The sequence below is a fragment of the Streptomyces zingiberis genome (assembly GCF_012034935.1).
GTDB lineage: Bacteria > Actinomycetota > Actinomycetes > Streptomycetales > Streptomycetaceae > Streptomyces > Streptomyces zingiberis.
Map to the genome: position 1 here is coordinate 17687 of NZ_JAATEN010000009.1, position 16229 is coordinate 33915.

The 16229-nt window shown below is 76.3% G+C and carries 15 protein-coding genes; 11 read left to right on the forward strand and 4 right to left on the reverse strand.

Annotated elements, in window-relative coordinates:
* The first annotated feature begins 121 nt into the window (after positions 1 to 121).
* The 4 genes from HCK00_RS13730 (at position 122) to HCK00_RS13745 (ending at position 3658) form a co-directional block, all read left to right on the forward strand.
* Positions 122 to 904 carry a CPBP family intramembrane glutamic endopeptidase gene (locus HCK00_RS13730; RefSeq protein WP_168102353.1) on the forward strand — a complete coding sequence of 261 codons (783 nt, stop codon included), beginning with the start codon at positions 122 to 124 and terminating at the stop codon, positions 902 to 904.
* A gap of 299 nt (positions 905 to 1203) precedes the next feature.
* On the forward strand, positions 1204 to 1728 hold the full coding sequence (locus tag HCK00_RS13735) for a Clp protease N-terminal domain-containing protein (protein ID WP_311765309.1): 525 nt from the start codon (positions 1204 to 1206) through the stop codon (positions 1726 to 1728).
* A 275-nt stretch (positions 1729 to 2003) separates the two neighbouring features.
* Positions 2004 to 2981, forward strand: coding sequence for an EamA family transporter (locus HCK00_RS13740; RefSeq protein ID WP_168102195.1), 978 nt, complete (start codon positions 2004 to 2006; stop codon positions 2979 to 2981).
* 56 nt (positions 2982 to 3037) lie between these two features.
* A complete protein-coding gene (locus HCK00_RS13745) occupies positions 3038 to 3658 on the forward strand; it encodes a hypothetical protein (RefSeq protein WP_206320343.1) in 621 nt (206 codons plus the stop codon).
* Between the two features lie 146 nt (positions 3659 to 3804).
* On the opposite strand, the gene HCK00_RS13750 is transcribed toward HCK00_RS13745, so the two are convergent.
* A complete protein-coding gene (locus tag HCK00_RS13750) occupies positions 3805 to 5157 on the reverse strand; it encodes an MFS transporter (RefSeq protein ID WP_375781961.1) in 1353 nt (450 codons plus the stop codon).
* Entirely contained in the window at positions 5154 to 5819 is a 666-nt protein-coding gene (locus HCK00_RS13755) for an ArsR/SmtB family transcription factor (protein WP_168102197.1), read from the reverse strand. Before HCK00_RS13755 ends, HCK00_RS13750 begins: the two co-directional genes overlap by 4 nt.
* A 172-nt stretch (positions 5820 to 5991) precedes the next feature.
* Here HCK00_RS13755 and HCK00_RS13760 point away from each other — a divergent pair, with 172 nt between their 5' ends.
* The 7 genes from HCK00_RS13760 to HCK00_RS13790 all read left to right on the forward strand — a co-directional run bounded on the left by HCK00_RS13760 (position 5992) and on the right by HCK00_RS13790 (position 13058).
* Positions 5992 to 6870, forward strand: a complete 879-nt coding sequence (locus HCK00_RS13760) for a HipA family kinase (RefSeq protein WP_240965562.1) — start codon at positions 5992 to 5994, stop codon at positions 6868 to 6870.
* Between the two features lie 50 nt (positions 6871 to 6920).
* Entirely contained in the window at positions 6921 to 7256 is a 336-nt protein-coding gene (locus HCK00_RS13765) for a DUF3037 domain-containing protein (RefSeq protein WP_206320357.1), read from the forward strand.
* A 317-nt stretch (positions 7257 to 7573) separates the two neighbouring features.
* Positions 7574 to 8335, forward strand: coding sequence for a 3-oxoacyl-ACP reductase FabG (fabG, locus tag HCK00_RS13770; protein ID WP_168102199.1), 762 nt, complete (start codon positions 7574 to 7576; stop codon positions 8333 to 8335).
* A gap of 74 nt (positions 8336 to 8409) precedes the next feature.
* The gene (locus HCK00_RS13775; RefSeq protein WP_168102200.1) at positions 8410 to 9186 is read left to right on the forward strand and encodes an SDR family oxidoreductase; all 777 of its coding nucleotides are present in this window, start codon (positions 8410 to 8412) and stop codon (positions 9184 to 9186) included.
* 201 nt (positions 9187 to 9387) lie between these two features.
* The gene (gene ung / locus HCK00_RS13780; RefSeq protein ID WP_168102356.1) at positions 9388 to 10056 is read left to right on the forward strand and encodes a uracil-DNA glycosylase; all 669 of its coding nucleotides are present in this window, start codon (positions 9388 to 9390) and stop codon (positions 10054 to 10056) included.
* 464 nt (positions 10057 to 10520) lie between these two features.
* Positions 10521 to 11045: a hypothetical protein gene (locus tag HCK00_RS13785; RefSeq protein ID WP_375781962.1), complete on the forward strand. Its 525-nt coding sequence runs from the start codon at positions 10521 to 10523 to the stop codon at positions 11043 to 11045.
* Positions 11046 to 12068: 1023 nt separating this feature from the next.
* A complete protein-coding gene (locus tag HCK00_RS13790) occupies positions 12069 to 13058 on the forward strand; it encodes a Gfo/Idh/MocA family protein (RefSeq protein WP_168102358.1) in 990 nt (329 codons plus the stop codon).
* Here the strand turns inward: HCK00_RS13790 and lnt are convergent.
* Positions 13027 to 14640 (reverse strand): apolipoprotein N-acyltransferase, encoded by a 1614-nt coding sequence (gene lnt / locus HCK00_RS13795; protein ID WP_168102201.1) that lies wholly within the window; start codon positions 14638 to 14640, stop codon positions 13027 to 13029. The genes HCK00_RS13790 and lnt overlap by 32 nt on opposite strands.
* A 100-nt stretch (positions 14641 to 14740) precedes the next feature.
* Entirely contained in the window at positions 14741 to 15841 is a 1101-nt protein-coding gene (locus HCK00_RS13800) for a DMT family transporter (RefSeq protein ID WP_168102202.1), read from the reverse strand.
* Positions 15842 to 16229 lie beyond the last annotated feature (388 nt).

Sequence of the window (16229 nt, forward strand, 5' to 3'; positions counted from 1 at the left end):
GTAGAAAAGGGGGAAGGCGGCGGAGCGGAGGCGGTCAGTGCGGGCGGAACCGGAGGGTACGGCGGACGCGGGGGGCGGCCGGGCCGACGGCGGCGGGGCGAACGGCGGGGACGGCGCCGCCGTGCCGGAGAGCGGGGGAGCGACGCCGTCGCGGCGGGTGCTGCGGCAGGAGCTGCTGATCGTGCTCGCGCTCTCCCTCGGCGCCAGCGCGCTCTCCGCCGTGATCAGCTTCACCGGTTCGGTCACGGCCCCCGGCGATCTCCAGGACCGGGCCGCCACCCTCAACGGCTCCCGGGCCCCCGGCCGCCCCTGGCTCGATCTGGCCTGGCAGCTGTTCGGGATCGGCACCGCCCTGGTACCGGTCGTCCTCGTCGCGCACCTGCTGCTCCGTGAGGGGGTTCCCGGACTGCGGGCCCTGGGTCTGGACCGCCGGCGGCCCGGCTCCGACCTGGGGCGCGGAGCGCTGGTGGCGGCGGCCATCGGCGGCAGTGGACTGCTGTTCTACCTGGCCGTGTGGGCGGCCGGCGTCAATCTGACGGTGGTGCCGGAGTCCCTGCCGCCGGTGTGGTGGAAGTTCCCCGTGCTCGTCGCCTCAGCGGTGCAGAATTCCCTGCTGGAGGAGGTCGTGGTCGTCGGCTATCTGCTGCGGCGTCTCGGCCAGTTGGGCTGGGGGCCCGGCGCCGCGCTCGCCGCGAGCGCCCTGCTCCGCGGGACGTACCACCTCTACCAGGGGATCGGCGGGTTCGTCGGCAACATCGTGATGGGGGTCGTCTTCGTCTGGCTCTACCGGCGCTGGGGGCGGGTGGGGCCGCTGGTGGCGGCGCACGCCCTGATCGACATCGTTGCGTTCGGCGGCTACGCCCTGCTGGCGGGCGAGGTGAGCTGGCTGCCCACCCCGCCCTGAGCCGCCCGGCGCGGCACGCTGCCGAAACGGCCCGGGGGCCGGTGGACCGGCATGCCGACGGGCGGAGGGCCGGCGGGGGCGCCGTTTCCCTCTCCCACCTGGGCGCTCACGGCCCTCCGCCCGGCGCATCGGATGGTTCGCGCGCCCGGTGCACGCCACGTGCTCTCATTCGAGGGGATGAGGCGCCGGTCGTACGGGCCCGCCCTTGGGCGGAGGCGGAGATGGGTCGTGCCGGGGATGCCTGGGCGGCTCCGGAGTGATGGGGTGGGGGAGTGCTCCACCGTGCGCCACAGACGACCGTGCCCGTTCAGCCGCTCCGCCCCGCCCGCCCCTCCGGTGGTGGGCCGCTTCCGGAGGCGCCGGCCGCCGTGGTCTCCGGTGCCCGCCGTCTCGCGCTGCGCGCCGGTGACCGGCAGACCGACACGGCGCACCTGCTGCACAGCCTGCTGGACTCCGACCCGGAGACCCGGGCCCTCTTCGACGACCGTCCCGCGCGGCTGCTGCGGCTCCGCGGTTATCTGGCCCAGCGCAGCATCGGCTACGGGCTGCGCTGGCACGGCTCGGCCGAAGGCGCCGGCGCGGACCGCCGCCCGGTGCGCGGTGGCACGGCGCCGCTCTCACCGGCCGCGGTGACCGCCCTGGCCGGGGCCGCCGCCCGGGCCAGGGCCCGGGGTGCCGAGGCCGCCGTCTCCGGCCCGGATCTGCTGGCCTCTCTCGCCGCCGAACCGGACTGCCGGGCCGCCGAGGTGCTCCGCCGGACCGGGGTGGACGCCGCGCGGCTGCTGGCCCGGCCGGAGCCCCGGCCTGTGGACGCCGGGAGCTGACGCGGCGGGTTCGGCGGACAGGACGGGTGCGGCGCGTCCGGTGGGACCGGTGTGCGACCGTGTGCGACCGCCGTTCCGCCGCGCCCGCGCCGTCCCGTACGCCGATGCCGATGCCGATGCCGATGCCGATGCCGATGCCGAGGACAGGGCGCCGGGCCGCTGTCGTGATGCGCGGACCTGGTCTCCCACACCCCTCTCTCCGCGCCACCGTGGCTGTCAGCACCTTCCGGGATGACAGGCATGACATATGTATACGGTGCTGACAAGATGCGGCCATGCAGAGCTCTCCCCGTGGCTCCGTCCGCGTCACCGCCGGTCTCGGTCTCGCTCTCGCCTCGGCCTTCGCCTTCGGTGGCTCGGGGGTGGCGGCCAAGCCGCTGATCGAGGCCGGTGCCGACCCGCTCTTCGTCGTGTGGCTGCGGGTCGCCGGCGCGGCGCTGGTGACCGCGCCGCTGGCCTGGCGCCACCGGCAGCTGCTCCGCCGCAGGCCCGTACTGCTCGCCGGGTACGGGATGTTCGCCGTCGCCGGTGTCCAGGTCTTCTACTTCAGCGCCATCTCCCGCCTGCCGGTCGGCGTCGCCCTCCTCGTCGAGTACCTGGCTCCGGCGCTGGTGCTGGGCTGGGTCCGTTTCGTGCGGCGGCGGCGGGTGGGGCCCGCGGCCGCGCTCGGCGCCGTACTGGCCGTGGGAGGGCTGGCCTGTGTGGTGGAGATCTGGAGCGGACTGGGCTTCGACCCCGTCGGCCTGGCGCTCGCCCTCGGCGCGGCCTGCTGCCAGGTGGCCTACTTCGTCCTCTCCGACCAGGGCGACGGGGGAGAGGACCCCGCCGATCCCGCCGGCGTGATCGCGTACGGCTTCCTCGTCGGCGCGGTGGCGCTGACGGTGGCCGCCCGGCCGTGGAACGGCGCCTGGGGGGTGCTCGCCGGGCCGGCGCGCATGGGGGAGACGGAGGTGCCCGCCCTGCTGCTGGTCGGCTATGTCGTCCTGGTGGCCACCGTGCTCGCCTATCTGCTCGGGGTGGTGGCGATACGGCGGCTCTCACCGCAGGTCGCCGGGGTGGTGGCCTGCCTGGAGGCGGTGGTGGCCGCCGCGCTGGCCTGGGTCCTGCTCGGGGAACACCTGTCCGTTCCCCAACTGGCGGGTGGCGCCGCGGTTCTGGCGGGGGCGCTCGTCGCCCAGCGTTCGGTGCCCAAGGAGGAGACCGGTGTGACGGCCCGGGATCCGGTACCGGAGGTTCCGGCGTCGTCCCGGTGAGCGCGCCCGCCGGGCCGGGCCACCGCCGCGCCCACCCCTCCGGAGACGGAGTTGGTGTGGCCGACCCGGGGAAGGGCGCGGGTGATACCAAGCGTTGTACATCGGGGGAAGTGGGGATTGTGGTGACGGGTCGTTCTGTCGTGCTGAGGCGGCGCTCCTGGTCGATCATCTTCGGGACGGCGGCCGTGGGCCTTGGTACCGGCATGTTCGCAGCGGTCCTGAAGGTCAGCTCCATGAGCGGTTTCCGAACCGGCTGGCAGGGGATCCCGGCCTACCTGCTGATCGCGGGACTGATCGGGCGAATCGTGAACTGCAAAGTCGTCATGCGGGACGGTGTGCTCACGGTGGTCAACCCCCTGCGGACTCACACAGTTGCGAAAGCGGTGATCGAGTCTGCTGCGGCCGGTGACGACGGAGGCCTGGAGGTTGCTCTGTCAGGGGGGCGTTCGGTAGCGGTCTTCGCCTACGGCGGGTCTTTCATCGACCACTTTCGGGGGACCAGCGGTGCGGCGGCGGCAACGATCAATCGGTGGCTTCGAACCGGCCCGGAGCCTGATGGTGCGAGCGTCGACGTGGCGGTGAGCTGGACGCGGTGCCGCCCCGCCGACCTGTCGGTCCTGGGTGGAGTTCTCACCGCGGGTGGCGGCGCTCTCTGGATGGCGCTGACCGGCGGATGAGCCGGCAGCAGTTCTCTGAATCTCCGTGACATGCGTGCCACTGGTCGGGCCGGGGCTGGGCTTCGAGGAGGCCGGTGAGCGGGGCGGTCAGCTGCCCGTCGGACAGTTCGTCGTCGTTCGTGACATAGGCGCTGAGGGCCTCCGCGTCAGGTTCCCGCCGCGCTGCCTGCCGTCGGTGCCTCCCGGGGACGGCCGGGGACGTCCCGGGCGCGTCGCCGGTCCATCTCCCGCCACTCCGGCCGCAGTCCGGCCAGGCCGGTGGTGAGGGCGTACGCCGCCGCACCCGCCAGCAGGACCGTGGCGAGCCCGGCCGCGGCCACCGACACCCCCGCGACGAGCCCGCCCAGCGGGATGCCGGCCCAGGCGAGCGCGGCGCCCAGCGCCTTGACCCGCCCCAGCAGGGGCCGGGGTATCCGCTCGAACATGACGGCGCCCAGGATCGGGTTGAGGAAGCCCAGCCCGAACCCGCTCACCGCGAACACCCCGGCCACGGCCCACAGCGGCAGGTCCAAGGCGAGGACGAGGAACCGGGGCGCACCGCCGAGCAGGAACCCGGTGAAGAACACCGCCCGGCGGCGCAGCCGGTGGGCCACCGCGGCGGCGATCAGGCTGCCGCCGACGGCGGCGATCCCGAGGGCGCTGCCGATCAGGCCGATGGCTGAGGGGCCGTGGCCGGAGTCCCTGGCCCAGACGGGCAGGAGCAGCGAGTTCAGCGCTGCGTCCAGCAGATTCGTGACACCGACCATGACGGTGACGGTGAGCAGCAGCGGATCCCGGCGGAGAAAGCGGAACCCCTCTCCCAGCCGGCGCCGGTAGCCGGGCTCCGGCGCCGACCCGGGTTCGTGCCCGTCGCCGGGTGCGGAGGACGGCGGCGGGGCCGCCCGGGGCCGGCGGTCCAGGGTCAGCAGGACGACGACCGAACCCAGCGCGAAGCACGCGGCGTTGGCCGCCAGCGCCGTCAGCGGACCGAGGAGCGCCACCGCCGAACCACCCAGCGCCGGGCCGGCCGTGGACGCGAGCCGTTCGGTCACCCCGGCCAGGCCGGCCGCCCGCTCCAGGGGCATCCGGCCCCGCTCGGCCGCCTCCGGGACCATGACCTCCTTGGCCAGGTCGCCGGGGCCGCGCGCCGCGCCGATCAGCGCGACGAGGAACAGCAGCGGCCCGAAGGAGAGCCGGTCCAGGGCGTGCAGCAGCGGTACCGCGCCGGCGGCCACCGCGCTGAGCACATCCGCCGTCCAGGAGACCGTGCGCGGCCCGGCCCGGTCCACCAGCGGCCCGGTCAGCGCCTTGACCACCACGTAGGGGACCATCTCGCAGAAGACCACCAGCCCGGTCCGGGCGGTGGAGCCGGTGGTGACGAGCACGAACCAGGGAAGCGCGATGGCCGAGATCCGGGTGCCGGTCAGCGACACCGCCATCGCCGTCAGCACCCCGGCGAGGGGGCGCAGGGACCGCGGGCCGGAGCCGGCCTGACACCCGGAGGGCCCACCGGGTGTCACGACGGCTCCGGGCCCGCCGGGCGGGGGTGTCCCGGGGCCTCCTCGGCGGGCGCGGCCTCGTCGAGCTCGGGCAGCAGGTGGAGAATGACGGAGACGCGTTCGGCGCCCTCCGGCGCGGTGGCGGCGGCCCCGGGCGCGTCGCGCCGGTAGCGGTTGAGGACGGCCCGCACCTCCTCACCCAGGGCGGCCGCCTCCTCGGACGTGATCCGCAGCGGCCAGTTGCTCAGATCGAACGTCTCCCGCCAGGCGCGCGGCATGGTCGCGAGTTCGTTGATCACCCGCTGGGAGCGCTGGGCGTACTCGGCGGCCACCGACTGCAGATAGGTCAGCGCGGCCTCCGGCGCCTCCGCGGCCAGCTCCGGCTCGTTGAACCACGTCGACTGATGGACCGGGCGCCACCAGCGCTCGCGCGCGTTGCCGCGCTCGGGGTCCTCCTCGACGAAACCGGCGGCGCCGAGCCGGCGGAGGTGATAGCTGGCCGTACCGGAGTTGACGCCCAGGCGCTCGGCCAGCCGGGTGGCCGTCGAGGGGCCGTGCCTGCGCAGCAGCCCGATCAGCTGGACACGTACCGGATGGGCCATGGCGCGGAGCCCTTGCGCGTCGAGGACTGCGGGGGTGGGGTCGCCGGCCGGCGTCGGCCGCCCCTCGGAGGTGTCGGTCATGGGTTCACCCTAGACCGCAAACATCTCTTCGCAAAGAGTTGTTCGCAAAGAGATGTTTGCGGTTTTCCCAGGAAGCGCCGGTGGCCGGGGGCGCTGTCCCGGGTGGTGTCCCACCGCCCCGGCGTGGCCGCCCCCGAGGGGAGGCGGCCCGGCGCCCCCGTAATCTGAGGAGATGCCGTCCGAGACACCCCCGGTCCCCGGGGTTCCGGTGACCTCCCGCCCCGCCGGGGCCTTCTCCGTTCCCGGCGCTCCGGGAGCTCCCGGGCTCCCGGAGATCACAGCGGTCCGCTATGTCACCCCGCTGCGTGAGGGCGGCTCGCTCCCCGGCCTGGTCGAGGGAGACGACCTGGGGCTGTGGGTCGTGAAGTTCGCCGCCGCCGCGCAGGGCCGCAAGACGCTGGTCGCCGAGGTGATCTGCGGGGAGCTGGCGCGCAGGCTGGGGTTTCGGGTGCCGCCGATGGCGGTGGTCCGGCTCGACCCCGTCCTCGGGCTGGGGGAGCCCGACCCGGAAGTGCAGCGCCTCCTCCGGGAGAGCGGCGGGGAGAACCTCGGCACCGGCTTCCTCTCCGGAGCCCTCGGCTTCGACCCCCTCGCCCGCGAGGTGACCCCCGCCGAGGCCGGCCGGGTGCTCTGGTTCGACGCGCTCATCGGCAACGTCGACCGCTCCTGGCGCAACCCCAATCTGCTGGTGTGGCGGGACGGGCTCTGGCTCATCGACCACGGAGCGACCATGATCTGGCACCACCACTGGCCGTCCGCCGAGCGGGTCGCCGGCCGCTCCTACGAGGCCGCCGACCACGTGCTCGCCCCCTTCCGGCCCGACGTGCGCGCGGCCGCCGCGGAGCTGGCGCCCCAGGTCACCGAGGACCTGCTGGCCGAGGTCACCGCTCTGGTGCCGGACAGCTGGCTGGCGGACGAGCCCGGCTTCGACGGCCCGGACCAGGTACGCCGCGCCTACGCCGGCGCCCTGCTGCGCCGGGCCCGCACCGTCCACGAGGGGCCGGCCCCCGGCCCGGTGGCGGACCGCGGGGACGGGAGGGCGGCCCGGTGACCGCACCTGCCGGCGGGGGCGAGGTGTACGAGTACGCGCTGCTGCGTGTGATGCCGCGGATCGAACGGGGTGAGCGGCTCAACGCCGGGGTCCTCCTCTACTGCCGCGCGCGGTCCTTCGTCACGGCCCGTACCCACCTCGACGAGGAACGGCTGCGCGCCCTCGATCCGCACGCCGACACCGCGGGCGTCCGGGCGGCGCTGCGCGCCGTGGAGGAGTTCTGCGGCGGAGCGGCGGGGGCGGCGGCCGAACAGGACCCGGGGCGCCGCTTCCGCTGGCTGGTGGCGCCGCGCAGCACCGTGGTGCAGCCCGGACCGGTGCACACCGGGCTGACGGCCGACCCCGCCGCGGAGGCGGAGCGGCTCCTGGGGCTGCTCGTCCGCTGAGGCGTGGACGGTGGCCACGCGGGGCCGTACCGGCCCGGGCGGAGCGCGCGGCCAGGGGCCGGGCGCTCCGCCCGCGTGGCGGACCGGCGCGGTGGCGCACCGGAGTGGTGGCACCGGTCACCGCTGTGACGTGCGGCGCTCCTGGACGGTCGGCCGTTGACAGGGGGTGCGGGGGCTTCTAGCGTTCCGGCAGACCTACTAAGCGGTTGCTCACCCCCGCATCCGGCCCTCCGGGGCCGCCGGCCCCCGCACCCCCCGGCGCGTTCACCGGCGCCTCCGGCGGTCCGGCCCGTATCCGAGCACGAGGAGAATCCCGCATGTCCACCACCGAGCAGCGCGTCGCCCTGGTCACGGGCGGCGCACGCGGCATCGGCGCGGCCACCGCCGTGCGCCTGGCCGAGGAGGGCCGCGCCGTCGCCGTGCTCGACCTCGACGAGACCGGCTGCCAGGAGACCGCCGAGCGGATCACGGCGGCGGGCGGCAGGGCCCTCGCCGTCGGCTGCGACGTAGCGGACGCCGGCCGCGTCGGGGCGGCGGTCGCACGGATCGCCGAGGAGCTGGGCCCGCCGGTGATCCTGGTGAACAACGCGGGCGTCCTCCGCGACAACCTGCTCTTCAAGATGGCCGAGAGCGACTGGGACACCGTCATGGACGTGCACCTCAAGGGCGCCTTCCTGATGAGCCGCGCCTGCCAGAAGCACATGGTGGACGCCGGGTTCGGCCGGATCGTCAACCTCTCCAGCAGCTCCGCGCTGGGCAACCGCGGCCAGGCCAACTACGCCGCCGCCAAGGCGGGTCTGCAGGGCTTCACCAAGACGCTCGCCAAGGAACTGGGCAAGTTCGGCGTCACCGCCAACGCCGTCGCCCCCGGCTTCGTCGTCACCGAGATGACGGCCGCCACCGCCGCCCGGGTCGGCATGGACTTCGAGGAGTTCCAGGCGGCGGCCGCCTCGCAGATCCCCGTGCAGCGCGTCGGGCGTCCCGAGGACATCGCCGGGGCCATCGCCTACTTCACCGGCGAGGCAGCCGGGTTCGTCTCCGGGCAGGTCCTGTACGTGGCGGGCGGGCCGCTCGACTGACGGTGGCGGCCGGTGTCACCGGCGGCGGGGCGTCAGGGGCGGTCAGGGCGGACACAGCGGAGGAGACGGAGAAGATGACAGCAGTGGAGAACGGCCCGCGCACGCGGGACAGCGGAAAGGCAGCGATCGTCACCGGGGCCAGCCGGGGCATCGGGTACGCCGTCGCCGAGGCGCTCGTCGCCCGCGGAGACCGGGTGTGCATCACGGGACGTACCGAGGAGACCCTGAAGGAGGCCGTCGAACGGCTGGGCGCCGACCGGGTGATCGGCGTCGCGGGCAAGGCGCACGACCCGGCGCACCAGGCGGCGGCCGTCGAGCGGACGATGGAGGCCTTCGGGCGGGTGGACCACCTCGTCAACAACGCGGGCACCAACCCGGTCTTCGGCCCGATCGCCGACCTCGACCCGGCGGTGGCGCGCAAGGTGTTCGAGACGAATGTCCTCTCGGCGCTGGCCTTCGCCCAGCTCACCTGGAAGGCGTGGCAGAAGGAGCACGGCGGGGCGATCGTCAACATCGCCTCCGTCGCCGGGGTCTCCGCCTCGCCGTTCATCGGCGCCTACGGCATGAGCAAGGCCGCCATGGTCAATCTGACGCTGCAGCTGGCGCACGAGTTCTCCCCGGGGGTCCGGGTGAACGCGGTGGCGCCCGCCGTGGTGAAGACGAAGTTCGCGCAGGCGCTCTACGAGGGCCGTGAGGCGGAGGCCGCCGCGGCCTACCCGATGGGCCGGCTCGGCGTGCCGGAGGACGTCGCCGGGGCCGCCGAGTTCCTGCTCTCCGACCGCTCCGCCTGGATCACCGGCCAGACCCTGGTGGTCGACGGCGGCATCTTCCTCAACGCGGGCGTCGGCTGACGCGGACCGGTGGCGCCGGGCGACGGGACGGAACCCGGCCCGGGCACCGCCGGTGCCCGCCGTCCCCGCCCTCCCGGCCGGGCGCCGGCAGGCACCGGCGGTTCCTGGCGGGGCTGCCGGTGTCCCGGTCGGTGTCGGTGCCGGGCGATAGGTTCGGGGGACCGTTCGAGACCGACACCGGAGGTTGTTGACGTGACCGACATGCTGCCCGAGTCCTGGCGCCCCGTCCTCGGCGAGGAACTGGACCAGCCGTACTTCGCGGAACTCATGGACTTCGTGGAGCGCGAGCGGGCGGCCGGCCCGGTGTACCCGCCGAGGGACGAGGTCTTCGCGGCGCTGCGGGCCACCCCGTACGACCGCGTCAAGGTGCTCGTCCTCGGGCAGGACCCGTACCACGGTGAGGGCCAGGGCCACGGGCTGTGCTTCTCCGTCCGCCCCGGGGTGCGGATCCCGCCGTCGCTGCGGAACATCTACAAGGAACTCCGTGACGACCTGGGCCATCCGGTCCCGGACAACGGGTACCTCATGCCCTGGGCCGACCAGGGGGTGCTGCTGCTCAACGCCGTGCTCACCGTCCGGGGCGGCGAGGCCAACTCGCACAAGGGCAAGGGCTGGGAACGCTTCACCGACGCCGTGATCCGCGCCGTCGCCGCGCGCACCGACCCGGCCGTCTTCGTCCTCTGGGGCAACTACGCCCGGAAGAAGCTGCCACTGATCGACACGGGCCGGCACGCCGTGGTGGAGGGGGCACACCCCTCCCCGCTGTCGGCGAAGAAGTTTCTCGGCAGCCGCCCCTTCAGCCAGATCGACAAGGCCGTGGCCGATCACGGTCACACCCCCGTCGACTGGCGCATCCCGAACCTCGGCTGACCGGCTGACCGGCTGACCGGTTGACCGGCTGAGCGGCTGGACGGCTGGACGGCGGACAGGCACCGGTGGCGCGGCGGCAGGTCGACCACGGGGTGGGTGCGCGCGGCCCGGCACGTGCCGGGCGTGCCCGGGGCCCGCCGTGAGGGCGGCGTCCCGCCGGGTCTCCGGGCGGGCGGCGGACGTCCCCGCCGGCCGCCGGACCGGGCAGCGGCGGGTGCGGGGACGCCCGGCGGTGTCGTCCCACCCCCGGGGCGGGAGCGGGGCCGGGGGTGGGGAGGGCCCGGAGACCGGGAGGCCATATCCGTCGCCGGGAGTCCGCGCCGCTTCCGTGCCCGGCCCTTCCCGGACGGTGGCTGACCCGAGTGGCCCGGTGGCCGGGCGCGTGGGCCGCGTGGTGGCTAGCGTCGGACACCGGGACGGGCGGCCGGCGGCGGACCGGACGCCGGCGAGCACCGGAGGCGCGGGTGACGGAGGAACGGAACCGGCCGGCCGAGCCCGGGGGCGACGGGGCGGCGAACCTGGAACGGAGCATCGGCCAGGCCGTGGTGCTCCTCCACGCCGGTGACCGCGAGGAGGCACGGAACCGCCTGCTCCGGCTATGGGAGCGGGCGGCTGAGAACGGTGCCCCCGTGCACCGCTGCACGATCGCGCACTACCTGGCCGACACCCAGGACGACCCCGCCTGTGAACTGGCCTGGGATCTGCGGGCGCTCTCCGCGGCGGACGAGGCCGCGGGGGAACGCCCCCGGGCGCGGGGCGCGGACCGGCCACTCAGCGGCTTCCGGCCGTCGCTCCACCTCAACCTGGCCGCGGACTACGAGAAGCTGGGGCTCCGCGGGGCGGCGTCCGCCGAGCTGCGGCGGGCCCGCGCGGCTTCACAGGCGCTGGCGGGCGCCGAGGGTGACGCCGGTCCCTACGCGGCCGGCGTCCGCTCGGCGATCGACCGGCTGGCGCGGCGGCTGGCCGACGGTGGGGGTCAGCCGCCGTAGACGTTCCGGCAGGCGCGGGACTCCGCACTGCCGGGGGTCATGTAGCCGTAGTGCTCGGCCAGCTGGCACATCCCGGCGCCCGGCGGCGGCAAGGCGCGCGGGCCCTGCCCGGGGGCCGGCCGCGAGGAGCGCTCCGGCGGGGCCGGCCGCGCCGCCTGCGGCCCCCGGGGCGGATCGGACCGCGGCGGTGCCGGGGCGGGGCGGCGTGGCGCCGGAGCCGGGGCCGGCAGGGAACGCGGGGCGGGCCCCGGCCCCGATCGCGGCGCGGAACGCGGTACGGAGCGCGGTACGGAGCGCGGGGCCGGCCGCGGTACGGAACGTGGCCTGGAGCGCGGCGCGGCGAACGGGCGCGGCGCCGCGAAGACGGAGGGCCCGGACAGCGCGGGTGGCCCGGGCAGGGCGGGCGGTGCCGGGGCCACCAGGGGGGCCGCCGGGGGGCCGGGGGGTCCCGGGGGAACGCCGCCGCCCGGCGTGGCGGCGCCGGCCTCCCGGGGCCGGCGCGGGGAGTCCGGCCCGGAGCCCGGCTCAGCCGTGGCGAGCGCCTCCCACGCCGCGTCGGGGCGGAGGGCGGCGAGCCCCGAGGGCTCCGGGGCGGGCACGGCGGGCCCCGTGGCCCCCTCCCGGCCCGGGGCGGTGGGCGCGGGCGTCTCCGCGACGGAGACGCAGCCGGCCAGAAGAGGTGCCATCAGGAGGATCGCTGCGGTACGTGGGTGCACGGGCCCAGCCTGCTCCGTGCCCCGGGACGCCGGTGGTTCCCGGGCGGGGGCCTCGCCCGGGCGGGTGAGGCAGCGTCACCCACACGGTGTAGCACTCGCGGCCGCCGCGGGTGCGCGTGGCGCGGGGGCTCGGCCCCAGCCTGGTGCTGCGCGGTCTCGACGGGATCGCCGGCCGGAGCCCGCCGCCCGGCCCCTATGCTGATCGCACACCGGTGCGAACCCCGCTCGCCCCGGACCATCAGGAGCAGCGGAAGGAGTGACGCCCGTGACCGCCGAGGCGGCAGCGACCCCCGCGACCCCCGCGACCATCTCCGTTCCCGAGGCCGCCACGGACACCCCGGCGGCCGGGGAGCCCCGGCCCCTCCGGGTCGGCTGTGTCGGGCTCGGCGACATCGCGCACAAGGCCTATCTGCCGGTCCTCACCTCGCGGCCCGGTCTCGAACTCCATCTGCACACCCGCTCCCCGCGCACGCTGCGGGAGACCGGCGAGCGCCACCACGTCCCGGAGCGGCGGCGCCACACCGATCTCGACTCCCTGCTGGCGGCGGGTCCGGACGCCGTCCTCGTCCACGCGCCCACCGCGGTCCACGCGGAGCTCGCCACCCGGCTGATCGAGGCGGGCGTACCCACCTATGTCGACAAGCCGATCGCCTACCACTACGCCGAGTCCGAACGCGTCGTGCGGCTGGCCGCCGAGCGCCGCGTCTCCCTCGCCGTCGGTTTCAACCGACGCTTCGCGCCGGCGTACGCCCAGTGCCGGGGCCTCCCGCGCGACCTGATCCTCTTGCAGAAGAACCGGGTCGGGCTGCCCGGGGACCCGCGTTCGGTCGTCCTGGACGACTTCATCCACGTCGTGGACACCCTGCGCTTCCTGCTGCCCGGCACCCCCGAGCACGTCTCGGTGCGGACCCGCGTCCGGGACGGGCTGCTCCACCACGCCGTCCTCCAGCTCTCCGGCGACGGTTTCACGGCCCTCGGGGTGATGAACCGGATGAGCGGCTCCGCCGAGGAGATCCTGGAGGTGTCCGGCCAGGACGCCAAGCGCCAGGTGGTCAACCTCGCCGAGGTCGTCGACCACAAGGGCCAGCCCAGCGTGCGCCGCCGCGGCGACTGGGTGCCCGTCGCCCGGCAGCGCGGCGTGGAGCAGGCCGTGACGCACTTCCTGGACGCCGTGCGCGCCGGGCGGCTGCTCACTGCCGAGGACGCCCTCGCCACCCACGAACTGTGCGAGCGGGTGATCACCGAGGCCGGTGCGGCCGGCGCGGCTACCGGAGGGCGCGGGCTCTCCGGCTCCTGACCCGGCGCGCCGCCTCCCGGCCGAGGTACCCGGCCAGGGCCAGCGCGGCGCCGTGCACCGCCCAGTCGCCGAACCGCGCGTAGGGGGTGACCCCCCGGGCGAGCGGAACGGTACGGACGGTGGCCGCGGCGCCGTCCGTACCGAGACCGGCACCCACTCGCTCGCCCCGCGGTCCGTACACCGCGCTGACGCCGGTGAGCGTCGCGTGCACGAACGGCCGTCCGGTCTCCGCCGCGCGCAGCGCCCCCAGCGAGGCGTGCTGCCGGGGGGCCCAGCTGCGCTGGAAGCTGGAGGTCGCCGACTGGGCGATCACCAGCTGGGCGCCCTCGCGCGCCAGATGGCGGCTCATGTCCGGGAACGCCGATTCGAAGCACACCAGCGGGCCGACGCGCAGCCGCCGGGGAGCGGCCCGGCCGGGACCGCCGGCCGGTTCGGGGGTCCGGGTGACGACGGGGGCGGTGCCCCGCCGCCGGTCCTCGTCCGCGGCCTTGCCCACGGAGGTGGCCCAGCCGAGCACGGAGCGGGCCGGGACGTACTCGCCGAACGGCACCAGCCGCATCTTGTCGTAGCGCTCGCCGGTGATCCCGTGCGGGCCGACCAGGACGGAACTCTTGTAGATCCCGGGCCGGTCGGAGCGGCGGGCGTCCACATTGACGAGGATGCCGGCGCCCACCTCCGCGGAGAGCCGGGCCAGCCGCCGCCGGAGGTCCGGACGGTCCCGCAGGTCGTGGCCGACGCCGCTCTCGCCCCAGACGACGAGGTCGGCGCCGCGTCCGGCGAGCCTCCGGGTGAGGTCCACCTGCCGGTCGAAGCGTCGGTCGACGCTGCCGGGCCCGTCGACGACCCCGGGCTGCACCAGACCGATCCGTGCCGTCCCGGCGGGCCGCGGCAGCGGCGCGAACGCCCACGCCGAGCCCACCACCGCCGCACACGCCAGCAGACCGGCGAGCGCGGCCCGGCGGGCACCGGGCACCGCGAGGACCACGGCGATCGCGGTGTTCACGGCCACCACCACCAGGGTCACCAGCCACACCCCGCCCAGCGAGGCGAGGCGCAGGGCCGGCGGCACCTGCCACAGCCCGGCGCCCAGCAGCCCCCACGGACCGCCGAGGTACTCCCAGGAGCGCACCAGCTCGACCATCAGCCAGGCGGCGGGCACCAGCACCAGGGCCGCCGCCACCGCCCCCGGGCCCGGACGGTCCGTGAGCAGCCGCCGCACCAGCGCGCCCCACGGCGCCCACAAGGCCCCCAGCAGGACCGCCAGCACCAGCAGGAACACATGGAGGCTCGGCAGCAGCCAGTGGTGGACGGCGAGCAGGAACCCCGCCCCGCCCAGCCAGCCGTCGAGCGCCGCGCGGCGGGCCGTGGGCGCCGAGCGGACCAGCAGCAGCCAGGGCACCAGCGCGACCGGGGCGCACCACCACCAGGAGGGCGCGGGCAGCGTCAGGGCGGGGACCGCCCCCGCGGCCAGCGCGGCGGCCCCCCGCCGCCAGGGGCCGCCGGGCCGATGGCCGCCACCGGGCTCCGCGGCCACTCCGGGCTCCGCCCGTTCCCCACGCCCGCCGCGTGCCGTCACCCGCATCCGGATCCTCCCTGCCGGGTCCCGCCCTCCGTACCGCGGACAGTCTCCGTCACGGCGCGAGCCCGGGACACCCCCGGGATCCGCGCCGGGGCGCGGGAGTTCACACCAGGGCGCCCGGCCGCGGGGCGGCACCGGCCGAGCCGTCCCGCCCCGCGGCATCCCCGGCGAGGGCGCGCGCGGCTCCCGGCACCGGGACGGGACCGGGAGGACGCCCGCCCGGTACGGCACGAAGAGCGTCCGCGGGGCGGCGGGCCCCGGCGGCCCCCGGCGTCCCGGCCGGCGGTGGCCGCTCCGCACGGCCCGCCGCCGGCCCGGGGCCCGAGGTCTCCCGCCGCTCTCCCGCCGGCACGGTGTCCAGGGGCCCGTCGGCCCGGCGCGCCGTGAGGACGGCCAGACCCCGGGCGGTGACCCCGGCGGCGGCCAGCGCGAGGGCGACGCCGGTGGCCCCGTACCGGAAACCCTCACCCAGCAGCGTGACGCCGGTCGCCGCTGCCACCACGGGGTTGACGACCGTCACCGTGGCCAGCGGCGCGGCGAGTCCCCCTCCCTGGTAAGCGGCCTGCGCGGCGAACAGCCCGGCGATCGCCAGCCCCGCCGTCACCGCCGCCGCCGGCACCTGCGCCGCCACCGGGAGCCCCGTGCCCCAGTTCGCGGTCACCACCTTGGTGAACACGGAAGCCACCCCGAACGCCGCCCCGGCCGCCGACGCCAGCAAGGCGCTGCGGACGGCCGGCCGCGCCGCCGCCCGGGAGACGGCCAGCCCGGTGAGGGCGGCGACGGCCCCGACGGTCACCACCGCCAGGGTGAGCTGCTCCGCACCGTCCGGCAGCCGTGCCGGCCGCGCCGCGGTGAGCGACAGCAGCCCCGCCAGCCCCGCCGACACCAGCAGCGCCCCGGACCACCCCGGCCGGCCGGCCCGCCGCCCGCCGCACAGCGCGGCCAGCGGCAGGACGAAGACCAGCGTCAGCACACCCAGCGGCTGTACCAGCGACAGCGGTCCGGTACTCAGCGCGGCGACATGGAGCAGCGCGCCCGCGCCGTTGAGGAGGACCGAGATCCACCAGCGCCCGCTGCGCCACGCGGCGCCCGCCCCGGCGCCCGGGACGGACTCCGCCGCGACGCGCTCCTGGAGGACGGCCGCCCCCGCGTACACCACGGCGGAGAGGCAGGAGAGGAGAACCGGCACCAGCAGGGCGCTCACCCGCGGCCTCCGCGTGCCGGTCCTCGCGTCCGTGCGCCGCTCGCGCGTTCCGGTCTCCGGTTCTCCCTGCCCCTGTGCATGCCCCCACCCTTTCGCGTGCGCGCGACCGTGTCGTCGTTCCGCCGTCCCGGGCCCGGTACCGCGAGGGGATGACGGAGTGGCGGGCCGGGTCGGTCCTGAGACGGAGGGCCGGTCCCCGCGAGGACCGCGGGCGGAGGACGTAGCCGGTCAGGCCGCGGCTCCGGTGCCCCGCGGGTGGTGCTCTCCCCCCTCAGGGCCGAGCGGCCGGCTCCGCCCCGGTGCGCGGGGCGGCTCTTCCCCGGGGACGGACCCGGCACCCCGCGTCGTGGGGCGGGCGGCCCGCCGGGTGCCGTGTCAGGTCAGGGTC

Excerpts from the sequence above, each read along its gene's own strand:
- HCK00_RS13765 (WP_206320357.1), top strand. The coding sequence starts at position 6,921 with ATGCCGCGGATCGAACGGGGTGAGCGGCTCAACGCCGGGGTCCTCCTC.
- HCK00_RS13740 (WP_168102195.1), top strand. The coding sequence starts at position 2,004 with ATGCAGAGCTCTCCCCGTGGCTCCGTCCGCGTCACCGCCGGTCTCGGT.
- ung (WP_168102356.1), top strand. The coding sequence starts at position 9,388 with ATGCTGCCCGAGTCCTGGCGCCCCGTCCTCGGCGAGGAACTGGACCAG.
- HCK00_RS13760 (WP_240965562.1), top strand. The coding sequence starts at position 5,992 with ATGCCGTCCGAGACACCCCCGGTCCCCGGGGTTCCGGTGACCTCCCGC.
- HCK00_RS13775 (WP_168102200.1), top strand. The coding sequence starts at position 8,410 with ATGACAGCAGTGGAGAACGGCCCGCGCACGCGGGACAGCGGAAAGGCA.
- lnt (WP_168102201.1), bottom strand. The coding sequence starts at position 14,640 with ATGCGGGTGACGGCACGCGGCGGGCGTGGGGAACGGGCGGAGCCCGGA.
- HCK00_RS13755 (WP_168102197.1), bottom strand. The coding sequence starts at position 5,819 with ATGACCGACACCTCCGAGGGGCGGCCGACGCCGGCCGGCGACCCCACC.
- fabG (WP_168102199.1), top strand. The coding sequence starts at position 7,574 with ATGTCCACCACCGAGCAGCGCGTCGCCCTGGTCACGGGCGGCGCACGC.